Source organism: Acinetobacter sp. 1294243 (assembly GCF_000588015.1).
GTDB lineage: Bacteria > Pseudomonadota > Gammaproteobacteria > Pseudomonadales > Moraxellaceae > Acinetobacter > Acinetobacter pittii.
Genome location: NZ_JFXG01000002.1, coordinates 22,027 through 41,004, shown reverse-complemented (window position 1 = coordinate 41,004; position 18,978 = coordinate 22,027). Strand labels below are relative to the sequence as shown.

Annotated in this window: 18 protein-coding genes; 14 read left to right on the top strand and 4 right to left on the bottom strand. The window is 38.3% G+C overall.

Translation table 11 applies throughout. From position 1 onward, the window contains the following. The first annotated feature begins 5 nt into the window (after window positions 1-5). The 3 genes from J655_RS07850 to J655_RS07840 all read left to right on the top strand — a co-directional run bounded on the left by J655_RS07850 (window position 6) and on the right by J655_RS07840 (window position 3,657). The gene (locus J655_RS07850; protein WP_032007417.1) at window positions 6-1,397 is read left to right on the top strand and encodes a 3-oxoacyl-ACP reductase; all 1,392 of its coding nucleotides are present in this window, start codon (window positions 6-8) and stop codon (window positions 1,395-1,397) included. Window positions 1,398-1,471: 74 nt separating this feature from the next. After that, window positions 1,472-2,326, top strand: a complete 855-nt coding sequence (locus tag J655_RS07845; RefSeq protein ID WP_032052232.1) for a MaoC family dehydratase — start codon at window positions 1,472-1,474, stop codon at window positions 2,324-2,326. Between the two features lie 71 nt (window positions 2,327-2,397). Further along, a complete protein-coding gene (locus J655_RS07840; protein WP_032007414.1) occupies window positions 2,398-3,657 on the top strand; it encodes a serine hydrolase domain-containing protein in 1,260 nt (419 codons plus the stop codon). A 48-nt stretch (window positions 3,658-3,705) separates the two neighbouring features. On the opposite strand, the gene J655_RS07835 is transcribed toward J655_RS07840, so the two are convergent. After that, on the bottom strand, window positions 3,706-4,284 hold the full coding sequence (locus J655_RS07835; protein ID WP_032007412.1) for a TetR family transcriptional regulator: 579 nt from the start codon (window positions 4,282-4,284) through the stop codon (window positions 3,706-3,708). A gap of 124 nt (window positions 4,285-4,408) precedes the next feature. On the opposite strand from J655_RS07835, the gene amvA reads away from it, so the two are divergent. The 6 genes from amvA to J655_RS07810 all read left to right on the top strand — a co-directional run bounded on the left by amvA (window position 4,409) and on the right by J655_RS07810 (window position 13,394). Next, window positions 4,409-5,887, top strand: a complete 1,479-nt coding sequence (gene amvA, locus J655_RS07830; RefSeq protein WP_032007411.1) for a multidrug efflux MFS transporter AmvA — start codon at window positions 4,409-4,411, stop codon at window positions 5,885-5,887. Window positions 5,888-6,145: 258 nt separating this feature from the next. Beyond that, a complete protein-coding gene (cpaA, locus tag J655_RS07825) occupies window positions 6,146-7,927 on the top strand; it encodes a metalloendopeptidase CpaA (RefSeq protein WP_032007410.1) in 1,782 nt (593 codons plus the stop codon). Window positions 7,928-7,949: 22 nt separating this feature from the next. Continuing rightward, a complete protein-coding gene (gene cpaB, locus J655_RS07820; protein ID WP_032007409.1) occupies window positions 7,950-8,582 on the top strand; it encodes a metalloprotease secretion chaperone CpaB in 633 nt (210 codons plus the stop codon). A 123-nt stretch (window positions 8,583-8,705) separates the two neighbouring features. Further along, complete coding sequence (locus J655_RS07815; RefSeq protein WP_032052231.1) at window positions 8,706-10,841, top strand: DNA polymerase III subunit gamma/tau; 2,136 nt, start codon at window positions 8,706-8,708, stop codon at window positions 10,839-10,841. Between the two features lie 145 nt (window positions 10,842-10,986). Continuing rightward, window positions 10,987-11,139, top strand: coding sequence for a hypothetical protein (locus J655_RS25110; protein ID WP_155279910.1), 153 nt, complete (start codon window positions 10,987-10,989; stop codon window positions 11,137-11,139). A gap of 26 nt (window positions 11,140-11,165) precedes the next feature. Further along, entirely contained in the window at window positions 11,166-13,394 is a 2,229-nt protein-coding gene (locus J655_RS07810) for a phosphocholine-specific phospholipase C (protein WP_032007407.1), read from the top strand. A 48-nt stretch (window positions 13,395-13,442) separates the two neighbouring features. Here J655_RS07810 and J655_RS07805 read toward each other — a convergent pair whose 3' ends face one another. After that, window positions 13,443-13,877, bottom strand: coding sequence for an acyl-CoA thioesterase (locus J655_RS07805; RefSeq protein WP_032042460.1), 435 nt, complete (start codon window positions 13,875-13,877; stop codon window positions 13,443-13,445). Continuing rightward, entirely contained in the window at window positions 13,877-15,034 is a 1,158-nt protein-coding gene (locus J655_RS07800) for an iron-containing alcohol dehydrogenase (protein WP_032052230.1), read from the bottom strand. The genes J655_RS07805 and J655_RS07800 overlap by 1 nt, the downstream gene beginning before the upstream one ends. A 341-nt stretch (window positions 15,035-15,375) precedes the next feature. On the opposite strand from J655_RS07800, the gene J655_RS07795 reads away from it, so the two are divergent. Next, complete coding sequence (locus J655_RS07795; protein WP_029767006.1) at window positions 15,376-15,705, top strand: YcgJ family protein; 330 nt, start codon at window positions 15,376-15,378, stop codon at window positions 15,703-15,705. Window positions 15,706-15,994: 289 nt separating this feature from the next. After that, window positions 15,995-16,225 carry a hypothetical protein gene (locus tag J655_RS25385; protein WP_005068773.1) on the top strand — a complete coding sequence of 77 codons (231 nt, stop codon included), beginning with the start codon at window positions 15,995-15,997 and terminating at the stop codon, window positions 16,223-16,225. 181 nt (window positions 16,226-16,406) lie between these two features. On the opposite strand, the gene J655_RS07790 is transcribed toward J655_RS25385, so the two are convergent. Further along, window positions 16,407-16,874: a winged helix-turn-helix transcriptional regulator gene (locus tag J655_RS07790; RefSeq protein WP_017480922.1), complete on the bottom strand. Its 468-nt coding sequence runs from the start codon at window positions 16,872-16,874 to the stop codon at window positions 16,407-16,409. Between the two features lie 62 nt (window positions 16,875-16,936). On the opposite strand from J655_RS07790, the gene J655_RS07785 reads away from it, so the two are divergent. The 3 genes from J655_RS07785 (at window position 16,937) to murB (ending at window position 18,978) form a co-directional block, all read left to right on the top strand. Next, window positions 16,937-17,164, top strand: a complete 228-nt coding sequence (locus J655_RS07785) for a tautomerase family protein (protein WP_002115197.1) — start codon at window positions 16,937-16,939, stop codon at window positions 17,162-17,164. Between the two features lie 256 nt (window positions 17,165-17,420). Then, window positions 17,421-17,924, top strand: coding sequence for a low molecular weight protein-tyrosine-phosphatase (locus J655_RS07780; RefSeq protein ID WP_002115216.1), 504 nt, complete (start codon window positions 17,421-17,423; stop codon window positions 17,922-17,924). 19 nt (window positions 17,925-17,943) lie between these two features. Next, entirely contained in the window at window positions 17,944-18,978 is a 1,035-nt protein-coding gene (murB, locus tag J655_RS07775; protein WP_017480924.1) for a UDP-N-acetylmuramate dehydrogenase, read from the top strand.

The window sequence follows — 18,978 nt, the reverse complement described above, 5'->3', positions numbered from 1 at the left end:
TAATCATGACTGATCAATACCAAGCATTTACACAATCTCCTATTGGTAAATTCGTTGTTAAAAATCTGGGTTTACCATCGCCAGTTGTATTAGAGCGTTTTGAAAGTGCTCAGCCAGTAGTGAATGGTGCAGTATTGGTTGGCGCAGCGCCGTCAAGTATATTGTCTGGTGCGATTGCACAAGTACTTAGCAATGTTCATGCAGATAGCTATGTAGGCAATAACGTTGCTTTGCAACAAGAAGCTGCAAAAGTTGGTTTAAATTTACGTCCGTTCAATGCAGGCGACAAAGAATCAAAATTCAAAGCAGTTGTATTTGATGCATCTGGTATTCAAAACTCAGAACAGTTAAACGAACTTTATAAATTCTTTAACCCAATTGCACGTCAAGTTGCGACTTCTGGTCGAGTGATTGTGATTGGTACAACTCCTGAAACTGCGAAAACTGTAAAACAAGCGATTGCTCAGCGTGCACTTGAAGGCTTTATCAAATCTATAGGTAAAGAATTTAAAAAGGGTATTACTGCTCAAGTTGTTTATGTTGATGAAGGTGCTGCGGCAAATCTTGAATCAACATTACGTTTCTTGCTTTCTCCGCGTTCGGCTTATGTATCTGGTCAAGTGATTCGTGTATCTAAAGCAGATGTGGTTGATGTTGATTGGGCAAAACCACTTGCTGGAAAAACTGCATTAGTAACTGGTGCAAGCCGTGGTATTGGTGAGGCAATTGCACATGTATTGGCTCGAGACGGCGCGCATGTTATTTGTTTAGACGTACCACAACAACAAGCTGACCTTGACCGTGTAGCAGCTGACATTGGCGGTTCTACATTGGCAATTGACATTACAGCTGCTGATGCGGGCGAAAAAATTAAAGCTGCTGCGGCAAAACAAGGCGGTTTAGATATTATCGTTCATAACGCAGGTATTACACGTGACAAAACTTTGGCAAACATGAAGCCGGAGCTTTGGGACTTAGTAATTAACATTAACTTGTCTGCTGCTGAACGTGTAAATGACTACTTGTTAGAAAACGATGGTCTAAATGCAAATGGCCGTATTGTTTGTGTATCATCAATTAGCGGTATTGCTGGTAACCTTGGTCAAACCAACTATGCTGCGTCGAAAGCAGGTGTAATTGGTCTAGTGAAATTTACTGCGCCTATCTTAAAAAATGGTATTACCATTAACGCAGTAGCACCTGGCTTTATCGAAACTCAAATGACTGCTGCGATTCCATTTGCAATTCGTGAAGCTGGTCGCCGTATGAACTCAATGCAACAAGGTGGTTTACCTGTTGATGTAGCAGAAACAATTGCATGGTTTGCATCAACTGCGTCTACAGGCGTAAACGGCAACGTTGTACGAGTGTGTGGTCAAAGCTTGTTGGGCGCTTAAGCACTTTTAGCGAAATAGGGGTGCTTGTGCATCCCTTTTTTATTCAAGAATTTATAAATTATAAAAGGTTAGGTATGAATACTCGTCATTTTAGCCAGCTACCAAAAGCGGCATTGGCTTATCCAAAAGTAGTGCAAGGTTTAATTTTTAAAAAGCCGAAAGGTCCAAAAATATTACCGCAAGTTGAATATGTGGTAGATACTTTAGAAATTGATCAGAACCACCTCAAAGCTTATAACGAAGTATGTGGTTTTCAAAATAATGGCTTTGTACCCGCAATTTATTTGGCGGTGCTTTCTCAAAGTTTGCAAATGCACATGATGACAGCAGAAGCCTTTCCATTTCCAATTTTAGGTTTAGTCCATATTCGTAACCAGATTAAACAAACTAGACCAATTGGTGTAACTGAAAAACTCACTCTGTCATGTAAGTTTGGGGAACTAAAACCGCATGATAAAGGTGTTCAGTTTGACTTTATTACCACGGCAAAAGTTGGCAATGAAGTGGTGATGGAAGGTTTAACGACTTATTTATCTCGCCAAAAAGTTGAGAAAAGAGTAGGTGAGAAAGCTAAAGAAGAACAAGCACCAGCTTATGTTCCAAAGGCAGAGTGGAATATTTTAGAAAACACAGGTCGCCGTTATGCGAAAGTGTCTGGTGATTTTAACTTAATTCACATTCATGCCATTACTGCAAAAGCATTTGGCTTTAAGCAAGCAATTGCACATGGTATGTGGAGCAAAGCTAAAGCATTAGCAAACCTTGAATTACCAAATGCTTATGAAGCAGATGTATGGTTTAAGCTGCCAATGTTCTTACCATCAAAAGTTGAGTTTTTAACTGCCAATACAGATAAAAAGACTGATTTCTTAATTCGTAATGCTAAATCACAAAAACCGCATGTTGCAGGAACTGTAAAAGCATTATAAAAATAGCAGCAGCCTGAACAGAGGTTTGGGCTGCTTTTGAGCAAAATAACAAAAAATGCAAGGAACTTCATGTGATTAAAGAAATTTTACTGGCCGATACCCATAACTATCACGGTATTTTAGATGAACGTTTTATTGATTTAGCTCATCAGTTTAGCCGTCTTCAAGATGCTAGAACGGGACAAGGTGGAGCTGCTTTAGCGGTTTATTTTAGAGGTCAGAAAGTTGTAGATATCTACACCGGTCTAAAATCACAAACCGAAGCTTGGCAACCTGACACATTGGCAGTTTGCTATTCTACAGGTAAGGGCATACTTGCAACTTTAGCGCATATTTTAGTAAGTGAAGATTTTTTAGAATACGACAAACCAATTTCGACTTATTGGCCTGAGTTTGCTCAAAATGGAAAAGAGAAAATGACATTGCGTCATGTGCTCAGCCATCAAAGTGGCATGTTTGACGTGCGAAATATCATCGAAAGTGCGCGAGAAATGCTCGACTGGTCACATATGTTAGATGTGGTCGCGGCGACTAAGCCAAGATTTCTTGCAGGAGAGGGTAATGCTTATCAAGCTTTAACATTTGGTTGGCTTGTGGGTGGTGTACTTGAAAAAGCAACTGGCCAATCTTTAGATCAGCTCATGCAAAATTATCTTGTTGAACCATTAAAGTTAGATGGGGCATATTTTGGGACGCCTGAAAATGAGTTGGATCGTGTAGCACGTTTAATTATTCAACCAAAACCAGAAAAACCAGCGTCTACTCAAGTTGAAAAACCTAAAAAGCCACAGACTCGCAAGAGTTCACTCTCTGAAAAAATGATTACGTGGACTGGACAAGACCCCCAAGACTTTCAAGATGCCATGATTCCAAAAGGAATGAAACATCTTAGTTTCTTTAGTGACGAGGGGTTGCAAGCAGTTATTCCAGCGGCGAACGGCACTTTTACTGCAAATAGTCTTGCTAAAATTTATGCGATGCTGGCAAATCAAGGTGAATGGGACGGACAGCAAATTATTCGCCCAGAAGTATTTAAAGAGCTCAGCACCATCCAAAGTTATGCACGTGATCGTGTTATGCCAATTCCGATGAATTGGCGTTTAGGCTATCACCGTATTATTACCATGGGTAAACGCGCTAAAAATGGCTTTGGACATATTGGTTACAATGGTTCAGGAGCGTGGTGCGATCCTGAGCGTGGCCTCAGCTTTGCTTATACGCATAACTTCCAAATTGGTTCAATCACGGGTGATTACCGTTTGTGGGGACTGACTCAAGAGACTTTACGTTGTACCGACCAAATTTTAAAAGGCCGTAAAGGCTGGTTCTAATTTTAGTATTTTTAAAGCTGGTATTTTTAAGCAATGCCAGCTCAACATTTATAATAATTCTAGGCGAATAATTGCTTCGGTATGGCGCTTGAAGTCTTGCTCAGCTAAACCTTGTAAACCAAGTTTATAAATCCCTTCTAATCCGCATACAAAGGCAATGAGTCGCCATGCAATGTCTGTGGAATTTGATCTGTTTTTAAATTCGCCTTCTTTTTGGCCACACTCAATCGCTTGCACAATTGTTTCATGCCAACTTTGCATGGCAAGGTTATAAGCCTTTTGTATTTCAATATCTTGCTCAATCAAGAGTTCAGCTTCATTCCATAAACGTAAGTAGGGCTGAAGTTTGTCGATATTTTCTGCACCTAATAAGATGAAGAGTCTTTGAAATTGACTGGTTGTTTGGAGAGTTTGTTCAATTTCATCGAGCTGTTCCATCAGCTTTAAAAAAGCTTCAGCTTTTAAATGGGATGCCGAAGAAAAGTGGTGGTGAACTTGTCCGGTAGAGGTTTGTGCTTCTGTTGCGATTCGGCGCACCGTCATGGCTGTAAAACCTTCAGCCAAAGCAACTTGCATGGCAGCTTGCAGAATCATTTCTCTGCGTTGATCGCGATTAAGATAGGCCATGTTTTTTCACCTGACTGAATTCGACACAAATTACATTAAAACTAAAACTTGGACAAGTGTCCAATTGTGTATATAATATCCATAATTTGAACACATGTCCAAGTTTTGGATATTGAAGATCGTTATGCAAAAAAAATGGTTAATCCTGACAATTATCGTCCTTATATATTTACCAGTTACGATTGATGCAACGGTGATGCATGTTGCAACACCATCTTTAAGTGCAGCATTGAATTTAACTGCCAATCAGCTTTTATGGGTTATTGATATTTATTCACTGATTATGGCGGGTTTGATTTTGCCAATGGGTGCACTTGGCGATCGTATTGGCTTTAAAAAATTATTATTTATTGGAACTGCAGTTTTTGGTGTGGGTTCGTTAGCTGCGGCTTTTTCTCCAACTGCCTATGCCTTAATTGCTTCTCGTGCTGTCTTAGGGCTAGGGGCAGCTATGCTTATTCCTGCCACTTTATCCGGCATCCGTAATGCCTTTACTGAAGAAAAGCAGAGGAATTTTGCACTTGGTCTTTGGTCTACAGTGGGTGGTGGCGGAGCTGCTTTTGGTCCATTAGTTGGTGGATTTGTACTAGAACATTTCCATTGGGGAGCTGTATTCCTCATCAATATCCCGATTATTTTAGTCGTTCTGGTCATGATCGTGATGATTATTCCTAAACAACAAGAGAAAACTGATCAGCCAATTAACTTAGGGCAAGCTTTAATTTTGGTTGTAGCCATTTTAAGCCTCATCTATTCAATCAAATCGGCGATGTACAACTTCTCGATGCTTACGGTTGTGATGTTTGTGGTTGGAATAAGTACTTTAATTCACTTCATTCGAAGCCAAAATAGAGCTACGACACCAATGATTGATCTGGAATTATTTAAACATCCAGTGATTTCTACCAGTATTGTTATGGCCGTTGTTTCTATGATTGCTCTGGTTGGGTTTGAATTACTCTTGTCTCAAGAGTTGCAGTTTGTACATGGGTTTTCACCATTACAGGCAGCCATGTTTATTATTCCATTTATGATCGCAATTAGTTTGGGTGGTCCATTAGCAGGAATTTGTTTAAATAAATGGGGACTTAGACTTGTATCTACTGTTGGTATTTTAATAAGTGGATTTAGTTTATGGGGGCTTGCTCAGCTTAACTTTTCGACCGACCACTTCTTAGCGTGGACGTGTATGGTCTTTTTAGGCTTTAGCATTGAGATTGCCTTATTGGCTTCAACTGCCGCCATTATGTCATCTGTACCTCCGCAAAAGGCGAGTGCAGCAGGTGCCATTGAAGGCATGGCCTATGAGCTTGGGGCTGGTTTGGGCGTTGCTATATTTGGATTAATGTTGTCTTGGTTTTATAGTCGTTCAATTATTTTGCCAGAACAGCTCCCAACGGACTTAATTGAAAAAGCGAGTATCTCGATTGGAGAAACCATGCAATTAGCGTCTAACCTTGAAAATCCTTTGGGAGGACAATTAATTGCAGTTGCGCAGCAAGCTTTTAGCTATGCCCATAGTTGGGTGCTTACCATTTCAGCTATTTGTTTCTTCCTTTTAACTGTATTTGTCTGGTTTAGCTTTCCAAAGAAAGTAAATTAAAACTAAAGAATAAAAAGAGAGGCTACCTTTCTTTTTATCCTTAAATATCTTTTTAATATTTTCTACATATTAAAAATTGGTTATTTAATTCTCATAAATAAACTATTCTTTAAAAAGGTTCATATTTTTATTTCAAAATGATTCAGTTGTCATGTAATTGAAATTTAATGAAAAATTAATTGTTGTGAAATTGACTGTGTAAAAATGGTTTGCTAACCTGCTATTCGAAAAATCTAAAAACAAATAAAAGAGGCTGCTGTGAATTTTAAATTAAAAACATCACTCATTATTGGAGCAATTGTTGCGTCTTCACTTGTATATGCCGCAACTGTACTTTCACCAAATCAGAATAATAATAGTGGATCAATTCCATCCGGTTATTCAGATTTAGAATTTAATCTAGCAAATGGGAATTGGGTCAAAAACCTTACTTTACCCACAAGCGCTAATAATTTGGACAAAATTACAATTCGTTCTAGTGCTGCCTATAGTAGCTATTTAGATACTTCTAATACCAATATTCCGTTAGAAGTATTAAAGATAAATAGTGGTGATGTTTACCAATTCATCTTTAATAGTAGTCAAAATAAATGGATCGCTCAGTTAGCGACAGTGAGTCCTACTAATGGTGCGACCTATGAAGTCGTTCCATTAACAACTGCATCAATGCAAAAAGTACTTATTCAAAATGACAAATGGGCACAAACCATAGCATTACCGAGTGATGTCCGTGATGGAACAACCGTACAAGTTGTTTCTACAGCAAGTGCAAGTTCGGACATTGATAAAACAAATTTACTATTCCCGAGCAGTTTTACATTAAAAAATGGCTCTGAATATTGGTTCAAATATTATTCTGCTTTAGGAAAATGGGTTCCAGAGTATATAAAACCTCAGAAGTTAAATGTTCAGCAAATTGGAACGTCATTAGCGATAGTTAATAGTCCACTTACAGAAATTTCATTTGGAGATGGAAACTGGGTTTCCAATTTCACTTTGCCGACCACTGCAAGTGATCGAGATAGAATTATTATTAAGTCTACTGCAACTTGGTCTGCAAAAATTAATAATACAAATATTAATAGCCAAGCGACCCTAACGCTTAAAACAGGCGATCAATATGAGTTTATGTATGTAAGCGACAAAGGCTATTGGCAGTTGATCTCTTCACCTACAAAGGTGATTGATTCAGCCGCAACAATCCCTGCAACTTTACCGAATATGACTCAGCCTACTTTAAAGGTAAAACTTTCTACCTCAAATTGGCAGCCAACCTTACAACTACCTGCTAAAGCTCAAGTCGGCGATAAAGTTGTTATTGTGTCAAATGCATCGGCAGACACCTATATTAATGCTGCTAATGGCTTGTCTACCGCAATTAAAAATGGGGAAAATCGCCGTTTTATGTACACCGCTCAAGGCTGGACAGTAGATAGTTATACAATTGATATGTTGTTGGTTTCTAGTCCAGAAGTAAATGCAATTTTAGGAGAGAGCGCTGCAAAACTTAGAATGATTGAAGGCGTAAATTTAACAAATTTAACCTCTGAAAATTCAAATGCACGTTTTTACTTAAGAGAGGTGGGCTATTTAACCTATAAAATTCCTGCTGCTACTCTAAAAGAAGCAATCTCTACTGGACGAGATGACACCACGGTACAAAATGAGCGAAAACGTGTATTGGCAGACGGTGTTTATTATCAAGGTAATGAACCTGGTGACGGTGGTTGTGGTTGGGCTTGGATTAATGCTTCTGCATATAACATGATTGGCGCAAATGATATTGCAGGTTGTTCTTTCGCGGCCATGCGTCATGAAGTCGGGCACAATCTTGGTCTGTACCATAATGGTTCAACTAATATTGGCTCAGGTTTTGCCCATCCGTTAGGAAGTACTGCAATGGGTGGCAATAATATTAATTTCTATTCGAGTCCATATCTATACAACCCGAAATATGGTGTACGTTTAGGTGTAGAAGGAAAAATTGATGCGGTTAGTGTGATTAACCTGAATGCGCAGAAAATTTCTCTGTATAACTAATCTCTATTTTTAGCTGTAAATAATGAAGAAAAATAAATTGTTAATAGGAACTGCTATCGCTTGTGTGGCGTTAGCAGTTTTAATCTGGTTTGCCTTTTCACAGCAGAGCTCTTCTGCTTTAACGTCGTCTTCAGAAAATGGGCAAGGGACTGGGCAAAAACTGGCAGATAATCAGAATGAATTTGCTCGTCAAAATATACTGAATTTGAGTCCGTCCGAAAAAGAAAGATTGTCTCAGCAACAGATTATTTTTAATGAAATAGAAAAGGATCAACTGCCTTCTAATGTTAATTTTCCACTAATTAAAAATGCAGAAGGTATGGTCATTAAATATGATCCAAATGTGATTGAACTTAAAAAAGTGGGCGACACTGTTAAGTTCCAAATGTTGCAATATGGCATTAATCGCACGGGTAAAATTGTAGAGATCGAACCTGTTGACCAAGATATTGTTCGATGGACTGGGAAATTTGATCAGGGCGATCCGAATCAGAATTTCTTTACCATTACTCAAAGTCAAAAAGACCATTATACAATCATGCAAATTTTTACCGAGAAGGGAAATTATTCGGCTGAAATTAAGGATGGTGTGGGGCTCGTGCAAACGATGGATGAGGGTGTTACAGATCAGGAGTTACACCATGATCATCCTTAGACAAATAAACGGTTCTGGTAGAGAAAAGAAGCCAGTTCGCAGTTTATCTGTACGGATATGAGCTTTATGCGTTCACACTCTTTTAAAAACAAAGTATGCTTATGCCTGTAACAAGGAGCATACATGTATCAAGTACTTGCTAGAAAATACCGTCCACGTAATTTCAATGAGTTAGTGGGGCAAAACCACGTTTCTCGTGCATTAAGCAGTGCATTGGAACGCGGTCGTCTTCACCATGCTTATTTATTTACAGGAACCCGTGGTGTAGGTAAAACTACAATCGCACGTATTTTAGCCAAGTGTTTGAACTGTGAAACGGGTGTAACTTCTACACCATGTGAAGTCTGTGCAACCTGTAAAGCGGTAAATGAAGGCCGTTTTATTGACCTAATTGAAATCGATGCTGCTTCAAGAACCAAAGTAGAAGATACGCGTGAACTTTTAGACAACGTTCCTTATGCGCCAACGCAAGGTCGTTTTAAAGTTTATCTGATTGACGAAGTACATATGCTATCGACGCATTCTTTTAATGCGTTATTAAAAACACTAGAAGAACCACCGGAACACGTTAAGTTTCTGTTTGCTACGACTGATCCACAAAAGCTACCGATTACAGTCATTTCACGTTGTTTGCAATTTACTCTACGACCTTTAGCCGTTGATGAAATTACAAAGCATCTTGGCGCTATTCTTGAAAAAGAGCAAATTAATGCTGATCAAGATGCAATTTGGCAAATTGCTGAATCTGCTCAAGGTTCACTGCGTGATGCATTATCTTTAACTGATCAAGCCATTGCTTACGGGCAGGGTTCTGTACATCACCAAGATGTTAAAGAAATGCTTGGTCTAATCGACCGTACGATCATTTATGATTTGATTTTGGCGATTCATCAAAACCAACGTGAGAAAGTTAGTCAGCTTTTATTACAATTTAGACACCAAGCGCTAGATGTTTCACTTGTGCTTGATCAGTTGATTTCGACATTGCATGAATTGGCAATTTTGCAATATCTACCTGATTTGAGTTTGAAATATAGCGATGAAATCAATCGCAAGATCATGCAACTGTCTAAGCTGATTTCTGCTCAAGATTTACAGCTATATTACCAAATCGCATGTAAAGGTCGTTCAGACTTGCAACTTGCCGTGACGCAAGAGCAAGGTTTTGAAATGTGTGTTTTACGCTTGTTGGCATTCCGTCCTTTAGCACCAAATGAAATTGTGGTGTCAGAGCCTGTTCAACAAAATGGACAAGCAGAAGTAGGTCTAAATTCACAACCTCAGCCAATAGTCCAAGAGATTACTCCAGTAAATACGGTTCAACCTGTTGAAGTTATTAGCCAGCCCGCTATGGTTGAACCTGAACCTGAACCTGAACCTGAACCTGAACCTGAACCTGAACCTGAACCTGAACCTGAACCTGAACCTGAACCTGAACCTGAACCTGAACCTGAACCTCAGTCTAATCAGGATTTAATGGTATTTGACCCAAATCATCATGAGCTGATTGGGCTTGATTCAGCAGTTGTTCAAGAGACTGTTAGTGTTAGTGTTCTTGAAGAAGATTTCATTCCGGTACCAGAACAAAAGTTAGTACAAGTTCAGGCAGAAACACAAACTAAAAATATTGAACCTGAACCAGCTTTCACTGCTGAACCTCAAGGTTTGTTTGAGACATCTAGCGCTAAATTTTCCCTTGGTCAAGATGTGCCTATAACTCCTGATTTGTCTTCTGAACCTGTTATTGAACAACAGTCATTTGTACAAGCCGAAGTAATGGTTCAAACAGAAATAGTTGCCGTTGTAAAAGAGCCTAGTGCAACTGATCACGGTCAGTTGATGCCTCAAGATATCTTGAAGCTTTCTCCTCAAGTTTTGGAAGGTGAGTGGACACTCGAAAAGTGGGAATATTGGTTTAGAAATAGTCAGCTTTCTCCAGCCGTTCAAGAACTTGCTCAACATGGTGTGATGACTGGTGAAATTGGTGGCAATACTATTTTCCATATTCCTCAAGAATATGAAAATATGCTGACCCAATTACAACAAGGCCTTATTGATGCATTAAATGAGCAATGGCCGAATACTCAGTTTACAGTTGAATATGGTGCTTTGAATACATCTACTCCCTACACTATTCAAAGTGCACGTAAAGAAAAAGCCTTTCACCGAGCAGCTGAGCTATTACAGCAACAGCCAGTTATTAAGAGTCTCATAGAAACTTTTGATGGCGAACTACAAAATATTCAATTAAAGCCTTAAATTCATCTGATTTTTGATCTGGTGCAGAATATGAAAATAATAGAGTTTTCATATTCTTCATTGGATTGAAATATTTGGGTCATGTCACTGTCATTGTACTTTTCTATGTTAGCCATTTTAGATTTTAAATGGACTATATATCGTCATGAAAAGGCAATGCATTGGAATAAATTGTTTTAAATATTCATATTTTTTATTAATCGGCGCGATTCTGCTGAGTGGTTGTAACGACTCTGCAAATGATAGTTCAAATACACCAGAAACAGGTAAAAAGCCTGTAATGCGCTGTGCTCCATAAACTTAAATAATAAAAAGAACCTGATCATGATTACACGTCGTAAATTTTTAAATTACTCTTTAAATATGGGTTTTGGTGCTGCGGCATTGGCAACTTTCCCATCTAGTATTCAAAAAGCTTTAGCAATTCCTGCAAATAATAAAACTGGAACCATTCAGGATGTCGAGCACGTTATTATTTTAATGCAGGAAAACCGATCTTTTGACCATTACTTCGGAACATTAAAAGGCGTCCGAGGGTTTGCCGATCGTTTTACGATTCCTTTGCCAAGTGGCCGCCGTGTTTGGGAGCAGCTTAGAAGTAATGGGCAAGTTTTAACGCCTTTTCATTTAGATGGTACAGCCAATAATGCGCAGCGTGCAGATGGTACGCCACATACGTGGAATGACAGTCAGCTGGCTTGGGATAATGGGCGTATGGCGAATTGGCCAGCTCATAAAACTGATATCTCAATGGGTTATTTTAAAGAAAAAGAAATTCCATATCAGTTTGCGCTTGCAAATGCTTTTACGATTTGTGATGCCTACCATTGCTCTATGCACACTGGAACAGATGCAAACCGTTCTTATCATTTAACGGGTACAAATGGTGCAACACCGACCAAGCGTTCATTTGTAAACAACGAGTGGGATTGGATTGATGGTAACCCAGCGACGGCAGACCGTGGTTATACATGGAAAACTTATGCCGAACGCTTAGAAGAAGCAGGGGTAAGTTGGATTTGTTATCAAAATATGCCAGATGAATGGGGCGATAATATGTTGGGTGCATTTCGATCGTTTAGAAAGGCCAACATTGCTTCTGGTTATCCGGTTGCAAGTGGCGGCGAACCGAATAAACCGTATGCTGATACGGGTCAAAAACTACCGTATAAAGCCTATGATGCTGCAACTGATAATGCCAAAAATCCATTATATAAGGGCATTGCAAATACGCTACCGGGTAATAAACCAGAAGAATATCTTGATGCTTTTAAACGCGACATTCGTGAAGGGAAGTTACCTCAAGTCTCTTGGATTAATGCGCCATCGATTTATTGCGAACATCCAGACCCTTCAAGCCCAGTTCAAGGAGCTTGGTTTATTCAAGAAATTATTGATGCATTAACTGCTGTACCAGAGGTGTGGAGTAAAACTGCGCTACTTATCAACTTTGATGAAAATGATGGTTACTTTGACCATATGCCATCGCCATCAGCGCCATCTCGACTTAAAAATGGTCAGTATGCTGGCAAATCGACATTAAGTAGTGCCGATATGCAGGACGAATACTTTGACCATGCCGCGCCTGAAGGAAGTCATTCACAGCCTACACCGGATGGACGAGTTTATGGACCAGGCCCTCGTGTTCCGTTATATGTGATTTCCCCATGGAGTCGTGGTGGTTGGGTGAACTCACAAGTGTTTGACCATACCTCTGTGCTCATGTTCTTAGAAAAACGTTTTGGTGTAAAAGAGCCGAATATCAGTGCGTATCGCCGTGCAGTGTGTGGTGATTTGACCAGTGCATTTAACTTTAAAACACCAAATGCAGATGTTTTACCGCAGCTGAATGGTAAACAAACACGTGTGCAAGCAGATGAGTTAAGAGAAAATCAAGAAGCTTTACCAGCTGTGCCTGTACCCACGGATACGAAGTTACCGATTCAGCAAAGTGGTATACGTCTTTCACGTGCGTTACCTTACGAGCTACACACCAGCGCACGCTGTAGTACTGATGGCAAAGTGCAATTGATTTTCTCTAATACGGGTACGCAAGCAGCGGTTTTCCATGTTTATGACAAGCTCAATTTAGACCGTATTCCAAAGCGTTATATTGTCGAGCCGAATAAGACTCTAGATGATGTATGGGACGCTTTAAAAGATAATTTAGGTCGTTATGACCTATGGGTACTTGGTCCAAATGGCTATCATCGTCATTTCAAAGGGGATACTCAACGTATTGTTGATAGTGGCGTTAAACCTGAAATTCGAGTGTGCTATGACATTGCCAATGGCGATGTATACGTTGAACTCATGAATGATGGTACTAAGGATGCAATATTGACGGTAAAACCTTGTGCATATCGACAAGATACGCCGTTACAACTTACCGTAAAAGCGGGACAGGTTGTTAAGCAGCATTGGGCTTTGGCCGATGTAGGGCATTGGTATGATTTTGAAATTACCAGTCAAAGTGATCCATATTATTACCGACGTTTTGCTGGTCGAGTCGAAACGGGTGAAGATTCCTTTAGTGATCCTGCAATGATGTAAGCTAAGACGAGGCAAAAAGAGCTGTGTATTTTCTTTTTGCCTCATTTTTTATAATAAGAAATTCTCTAAAACCTCACGAACTGTCTCGGAAATTGGCACAGTCTTACGCGTTTCGCGATCAACAAAAACATGCACAAAATGTCCTTGAGCTGAGGCTTGATCTTGACCTTGTTTAAAGATTGCTAACTCATAGCGTAGAGAAGTCGTGCCGATTTTGCCAATCGCAACACCTACTTGAATAATCTCAGGAAATGATAACTCTTGAAAAAAACTACACGCTGAATCGACCACTAACCCAATTGCTTTTGCTTCATGAATATCAAAACCTGTTTTTTGAATCAATAAAGCATTGGCTGCTGTATCAAAATAACTATAGTAAGTCACATTATTTACATGACCATAGATGTCGTTATCTGCCCAACGCGTTTGAATGTCTAAAAAGAACTTAAATTGATCACGGTTTTTTAAAACTGGTTTAGTCATTAATGAATCGCCTGATAAATTGCCAAAGCAGCGGCTTCTGTCATGTCACGTGGGTTATTTTGTAGTAAGCGGGTTTGCAACATGGCATCTTGAGCAAGTCGAGGTAAACTGGACTCATCAATACCCAAATCACTAAGTCTTAAAGTCAAACCACTACGGTCTAAATGGTTCTGCATATGGTCAATAAACAGATCACATAAACCATCTGTGCTGCCATTACTATATGGATCAAGCCATTGCATAAGCTCTGCATAGTATTTTTTTGCATTTGGTGCATTAAACTTTAATACTTCAACCAATACTAAGGCATTGGTATGACCATGCGACAAATTAAAATGTCCACCCAGTGGATAAGCTAAAGCATGTACCGCAGCAACGGGCGAGTTTGCAAAGGCTTGACCCGCGAGCATTGAACCGAACAGCATGTTTTGACGTGCTTCTAAATCATTACCATCTTTAAGAACTTTCGGTAAGTTATGGTTTAACAATTTCAAAGCATGCTTGGCTAAAATATCCGTATAAATATTTTTTTTATGTTTTGAGGTATATGTCTCAATAGCATGTACCATCGCATCAATACCTGTGGCGGCCGTAATATGAACAGGTAGATTTTGGGTAAAATTTGCATCAAGAATTGCAGTGTCGGCGTAGAGTACTGGAGAGACAATCCCCATTTTTGTCGTCTCACCAGTGGTGACAATGGAGATTGGCGTTACTTCTGAGCCTGTTCCGGCTGTTGTTGGAATCAAAATAAGCGGAAGGCGAGCTGTAGTGACTTGGTTTACGCCGTACATCTCTTGCAAACTTTGGGTCTGGTTAGGGTGGGCGAGTAAAGCAATAACTTTTGCAACATCTAGAGAACTACCACCCCCAAAACCAATAATGACATCAACATTTTGCTGTTTAGCGTAATTGGCTGCATCTAGTACTACTTGTTCAGGTGGATCAGCTTGCACATCAGCATAGATGACATATTCAATGTTGAGGTTATCTAAAATTTGCAGGATGGGACGGTGTAATTGATTTTTAACCATGCCTGCATCGGTGACTAGCAATAACTTACGGTAAGCTTTTGACGACAAAACATTTTGTAATTCTTGTATAGAGCCTAAGCCAGAGATGATATTTGGAACGGTTTGAAATTGAAAATAGCTCATATACATTATTTCCTTATTTTTGAACATTATTGTTGAATGGCTCTATAAGATTCAATCTCTAAATAAGTTAGCATAAGAAACTTTAAAATAAAGTAGTTCTGACGTGACTATGCTTTTCTTAAGCCTTGTGCCACCCATAGATAAATACTTTTTTGCAATGTTGGGTCCCATATGTAAGTGAGGATTACCAAAATATTTAAACCCTCGTTGAAAAGTGGGCTTTTTGTTATTTATAGGGTTCTGTAGATTTTCTGACAAGCTTCTAATTTATATAATGCCTTAACAATTTATAATTTTATCGGTTCTAAAAAGTGAAAATTTCTAAAACTTTTCTTAGTATTATGGGATGTACGTGTTTGATGCTTAGCTCGGCAGCAATCGCGAAAACCAGCTCTAGTGTATATTCGCCTACAAAAGGTGTAATTTGTGACAAATATATTTGTGCTGACAAAAAAGGTGTTTCTAAAAAGCTTACAGCTAAATATTTAGGCACTTATAAAGCGAATAAAGCCTTCTCTCAAGGTGATTTTGATACTTCAGCGTTTACGCTCTCAAACGGTGTGTTCTGTGATACTAAAACAAAACTATGCCATGTCGATCGATACTTTGAGAATGGGCATCGCAGTAAAATTGATAGAAAAATGACAGATAAGCTTTTTAAAAATAAATAATTTTTCTATTGCAGAAATGAGGTAAATATCTCTGATAGATGAGTCTATAAAAGTAAAATTAAATCGCAAAAGACCCCGCTAACTATCGACTAATGGCGGGGGTTTTTATTATTAAGTATTTCTGTAATATCAATTTAATAGTATAGGGTGAAAAAATACTAAATGATCAGGGGTAATAATTAATAAGGGAGGGTTTAGTTTTCGGTAGGATCCTTTCTGATTGGGAAGGAAAAAAGGATCTTTTTATTATTAAGAAAAAACATAATTTTTAGGTGGAATTTAAATAGTGATGTACACAATTAGATATGTTCATCGGAACAACACTTACTATATTGCTTCGAACAATGAAGGAAATTTTATTATTCTTGAGTCACTTGATTCAGAGTTTCGTATGGGCCACCAAATTTCATATGATGGTGAAAAAGTATTTAACCTGACACTAAATGACGAAACGGATGCAGTCATTAAACTTGAGAGTAACGAAAAAGGAGCCTATGAGTACTTACATTCAGTTAAGTAAATAAGCTTTTTTATTCTTAAGTATTTCTGTAAGATCCTTCCGTTGCTTTAAACAACAATAAACCTGAATGATCAGCGCAAAAGTCATAAGGGGAAAGCCTACTTGAAAGAGTAGGCTTTTTTTATTTCTTTATAAAAGCATACTGAGGACTTTATGATCAGGGTAGCTGAGTTATAAAAATTTATTTTTTGCTATGAATGAGCTTAAGTTCCAAATTCTTAAAATCTATAACTTGATTAGAAGAATCAACAAGTTTTAATTTAAGTTCATCATCAGTACTCTTATTAAAAACTTTCACCACATCTTTACCAGCTTCAATAAAATTACCGCCAGACTCAAGCATGGCGAGTAAGACAATATTTAGACTTTTGCCTTTTTTAGTGAGTAAGTATTCTTTACGTTCTCGCTCACCAACTTCTTTATAAATTGATAATTCAAATATTTCTAATTGGATGAGATGCTTTAGACGATTAGATAAAATTTGCTTTGATATGCCTGTATTTTCTAAAAAATCATTAAATTTTGTTACCCCATAGAAGGCTTCTCTTAGCAAGAGGATCGTCCATCTGTCATTCAATATTTCTGTAATTTTGAAGATCCCACATACATCTACTGGAAATTTATGATCTGGAATAATTTGATTTGACATCAGTGGGAGCTCCAATTAGTATGGGTCTATAATTTAGACCTAGCATTAATTCAGGTAGCATTATGCCATTTATAAATATACAAACTATAGAAGGTTTACTAGATAAAGATAGTAAGGCTGAGCTTTTCAAGCGAATTACGGATTTATTTGTAGAAATAGAAGGAAAGGGAAATCCTGCTTTTCGTGAACATGTTTGGATAAGAATTGATGAGCATCCTCCTGAACATTGGCAGTTAGGCAGCTTAAGACCAACAAAGGAAATGATTGAATTAATCACTGCATCAAAGTGATGTTTGTAAAGCCCTATAAATTAGGGCTTTATTTTTATTTAATTACTACAAAAATACAAGATTAGCTAATTTATCGTCTGATTTATCAACTTTTAATCTATTGATAAACATTATTTTCCTTTTCAACCCAAGGGAGTTTTGACAAAATGCAACAAGTCACAATGGTCAATTTGGTTCTTATAAACTTATAGTCTGTTAAGATTGTGCATGATCCCGTTTATTTTTATGTAATTCAAATGTTTGGAAGTAATTTCTAATGGAAACACAATATAAGGTGTTATGTGTCTGTTTAGGAAATATTTGCCGTTCTCCCACGGCTGAAGTGGTTTTTAGACATTATTGTGACGCGCATCAACTCAATGTTATTGTCGATTCAGCTGGAACGAGTAATTATCATCCAAATAAATCGCCTGATCAGCGTAGTCAGTTGCATGCCAAAAAAAGGGGTTATGACCTATCATCTTTACGTGCAAGACAACTTTCAACTCAAGACTTTTTAGAGTTTGATTTGATTTTGGCAATGGATCATCAAAATTTTGAAGATATTCATGACGTGTTGCAAAGAGCCGTTTCCCAATTTGGCGCACATCAAATTCGTGCAAAAGTAGCTTTAATGAGTGAGCATGATCCTGAATACCCACAACAAGCGTTGCCTGATCCTTATTATGGCGGTGCTGATGGTTTTGAACGTGTACTCAATCAATGTGAGTCCAGTAGTTTGGCGTGGGTCAATATTTTAAAAAAACAATTGAATGTTTAAGAATAGGTTTTTCAATACAATGCAAATTCAGAATCAAGTACAGCTTAAGCCATTCAATACTCTAAGTTTAGATGCAACTGTTTCTCACTATACTAAAGTTGGCAGTATTCAAGATATTGAATCAGCTTTAGAGTTTGCTGAGCAGTATCAGTTAAATGTACTTGTATTATCGGGCGGTAGTAATATGTTATTACCGCAGCAGATCAATGCTTTAGTGATTCATCTTGATATTCAGGGAATTGAAGTTTTATCAAACGATGATGATTTTGTGCGGGTTAAAGTTGGCGCAGGCCAAGTCTGGCATGATTTTGTTTTATACAGCACTGAACAGAACTGGTTTGGTTTGCAAAATTTAGCCCTTATTCCAGGTTTAGTTGGTGCTTCACCCGTACAAAACATTGGGGCGTATGGGGTAGAGGTAGGCGAGTTTATTGAGTCAGTACAAGTGTATGACCGTAAATTAAAGCAAACTCAGACAATTTTAGCGGCCGACTGCCATTTCGCTTACCGCCATAGTATTTTTAAAGATGATCCGAACCGTTACATTATCACGCATGTTACTTTTAAATTGCTTAAACAGCCGCACTTAAAACTTAACTACGGCGACTTGAAACAAGCAGTTGGAGACAATCAGACTGCCGAAAATTTACAAAATCAGGTCATCCATATTCGACAAAGTAAACTTCCTGATCCAAAAGAGTATCCTAATGTCGGGAGTTTCTTTAAAAATCCGATTGTTAAACCTCAAGAGTTTGAACGCTTAGTCACACAATTCTCAACAATTCCACATTATCCTCAAGCTAACGGAAACGTTAAAATTGCAGCAGGATGGTTAATTGATCAGGCGGGTTGGAAAGGGAAGCAACTCGATATGGTAGGGATGTTCCATAAACAGGCATTAGTTCTGGTGAATTATGCCAATGCATCTCTAGCTGATGTAAGGAAAACTTATCAGGCTGTACAACATGATGTTGATCAGCTTTTCCATATTATGTTAGAACCAGAGCCTGTGCTTTATAACAGTTTAGGTTTAATTGAAAATCATACGGAATAG

Coding starts and splice junctions, on each gene's coding strand:
- J655_RS07850 (WP_032007417.1), top strand. CDS start 6: ATGACTGATCAATACCAAGCATTTACACAATCTCCTATTGGTAAATTC.
- cpaB (WP_032007409.1), top strand. CDS start 7,950: ATGAAGAAAAATAAATTGTTAATAGGAACTGCTATCGCTTGTGTGGCG.
- J655_RS07815 (WP_032052231.1), top strand. CDS start 8,706: ATGTATCAAGTACTTGCTAGAAAATACCGTCCACGTAATTTCAATGAG.
- J655_RS25385 (WP_005068773.1), top strand. CDS start 15,995: ATGTACACAATTAGATATGTTCATCGGAACAACACTTACTATATTGCT.
- murB (WP_017480924.1), top strand. CDS start 17,944: ATGCAAATTCAGAATCAAGTACAGCTTAAGCCATTCAATACTCTAAGT.
- J655_RS07810 (WP_032007407.1), top strand. CDS start 11,166: ATGATTACACGTCGTAAATTTTTAAATTACTCTTTAAATATGGGTTTT.
- amvA (WP_032007411.1), top strand. CDS start 4,409: ATGCAAAAAAAATGGTTAATCCTGACAATTATCGTCCTTATATATTTA.
- J655_RS07790 (WP_017480922.1), bottom strand. CDS start 16,874: ATGTCAAATCAAATTATTCCAGATCATAAATTTCCAGTAGATGTATGT.
- J655_RS07785 (WP_002115197.1), top strand. CDS start 16,937: ATGCCATTTATAAATATACAAACTATAGAAGGTTTACTAGATAAAGAT.
- J655_RS07845 (WP_032052232.1), top strand. CDS start 1,472: ATGAATACTCGTCATTTTAGCCAGCTACCAAAAGCGGCATTGGCTTAT.
- J655_RS07800 (WP_032052230.1), bottom strand. CDS start 15,034: ATGAGCTATTTTCAATTTCAAACCGTTCCAAATATCATCTCTGGCTTA.
- J655_RS07780 (WP_002115216.1), top strand. CDS start 17,421: ATGGAAACACAATATAAGGTGTTATGTGTCTGTTTAGGAAATATTTGC.
- J655_RS07795 (WP_029767006.1), top strand. CDS start 15,376: ATGGGATGTACGTGTTTGATGCTTAGCTCGGCAGCAATCGCGAAAACC.
- J655_RS25110 (WP_155279910.1), top strand. CDS start 10,987: ATGAAAAGGCAATGCATTGGAATAAATTGTTTTAAATATTCATATTTT.
- J655_RS07805 (WP_032042460.1), bottom strand. CDS start 13,877: ATGACTAAACCAGTTTTAAAAAACCGTGATCAATTTAAGTTCTTTTTA.
- J655_RS07835 (WP_032007412.1), bottom strand. CDS start 4,284: ATGGCCTATCTTAATCGCGATCAACGCAGAGAAATGATTCTGCAAGCT.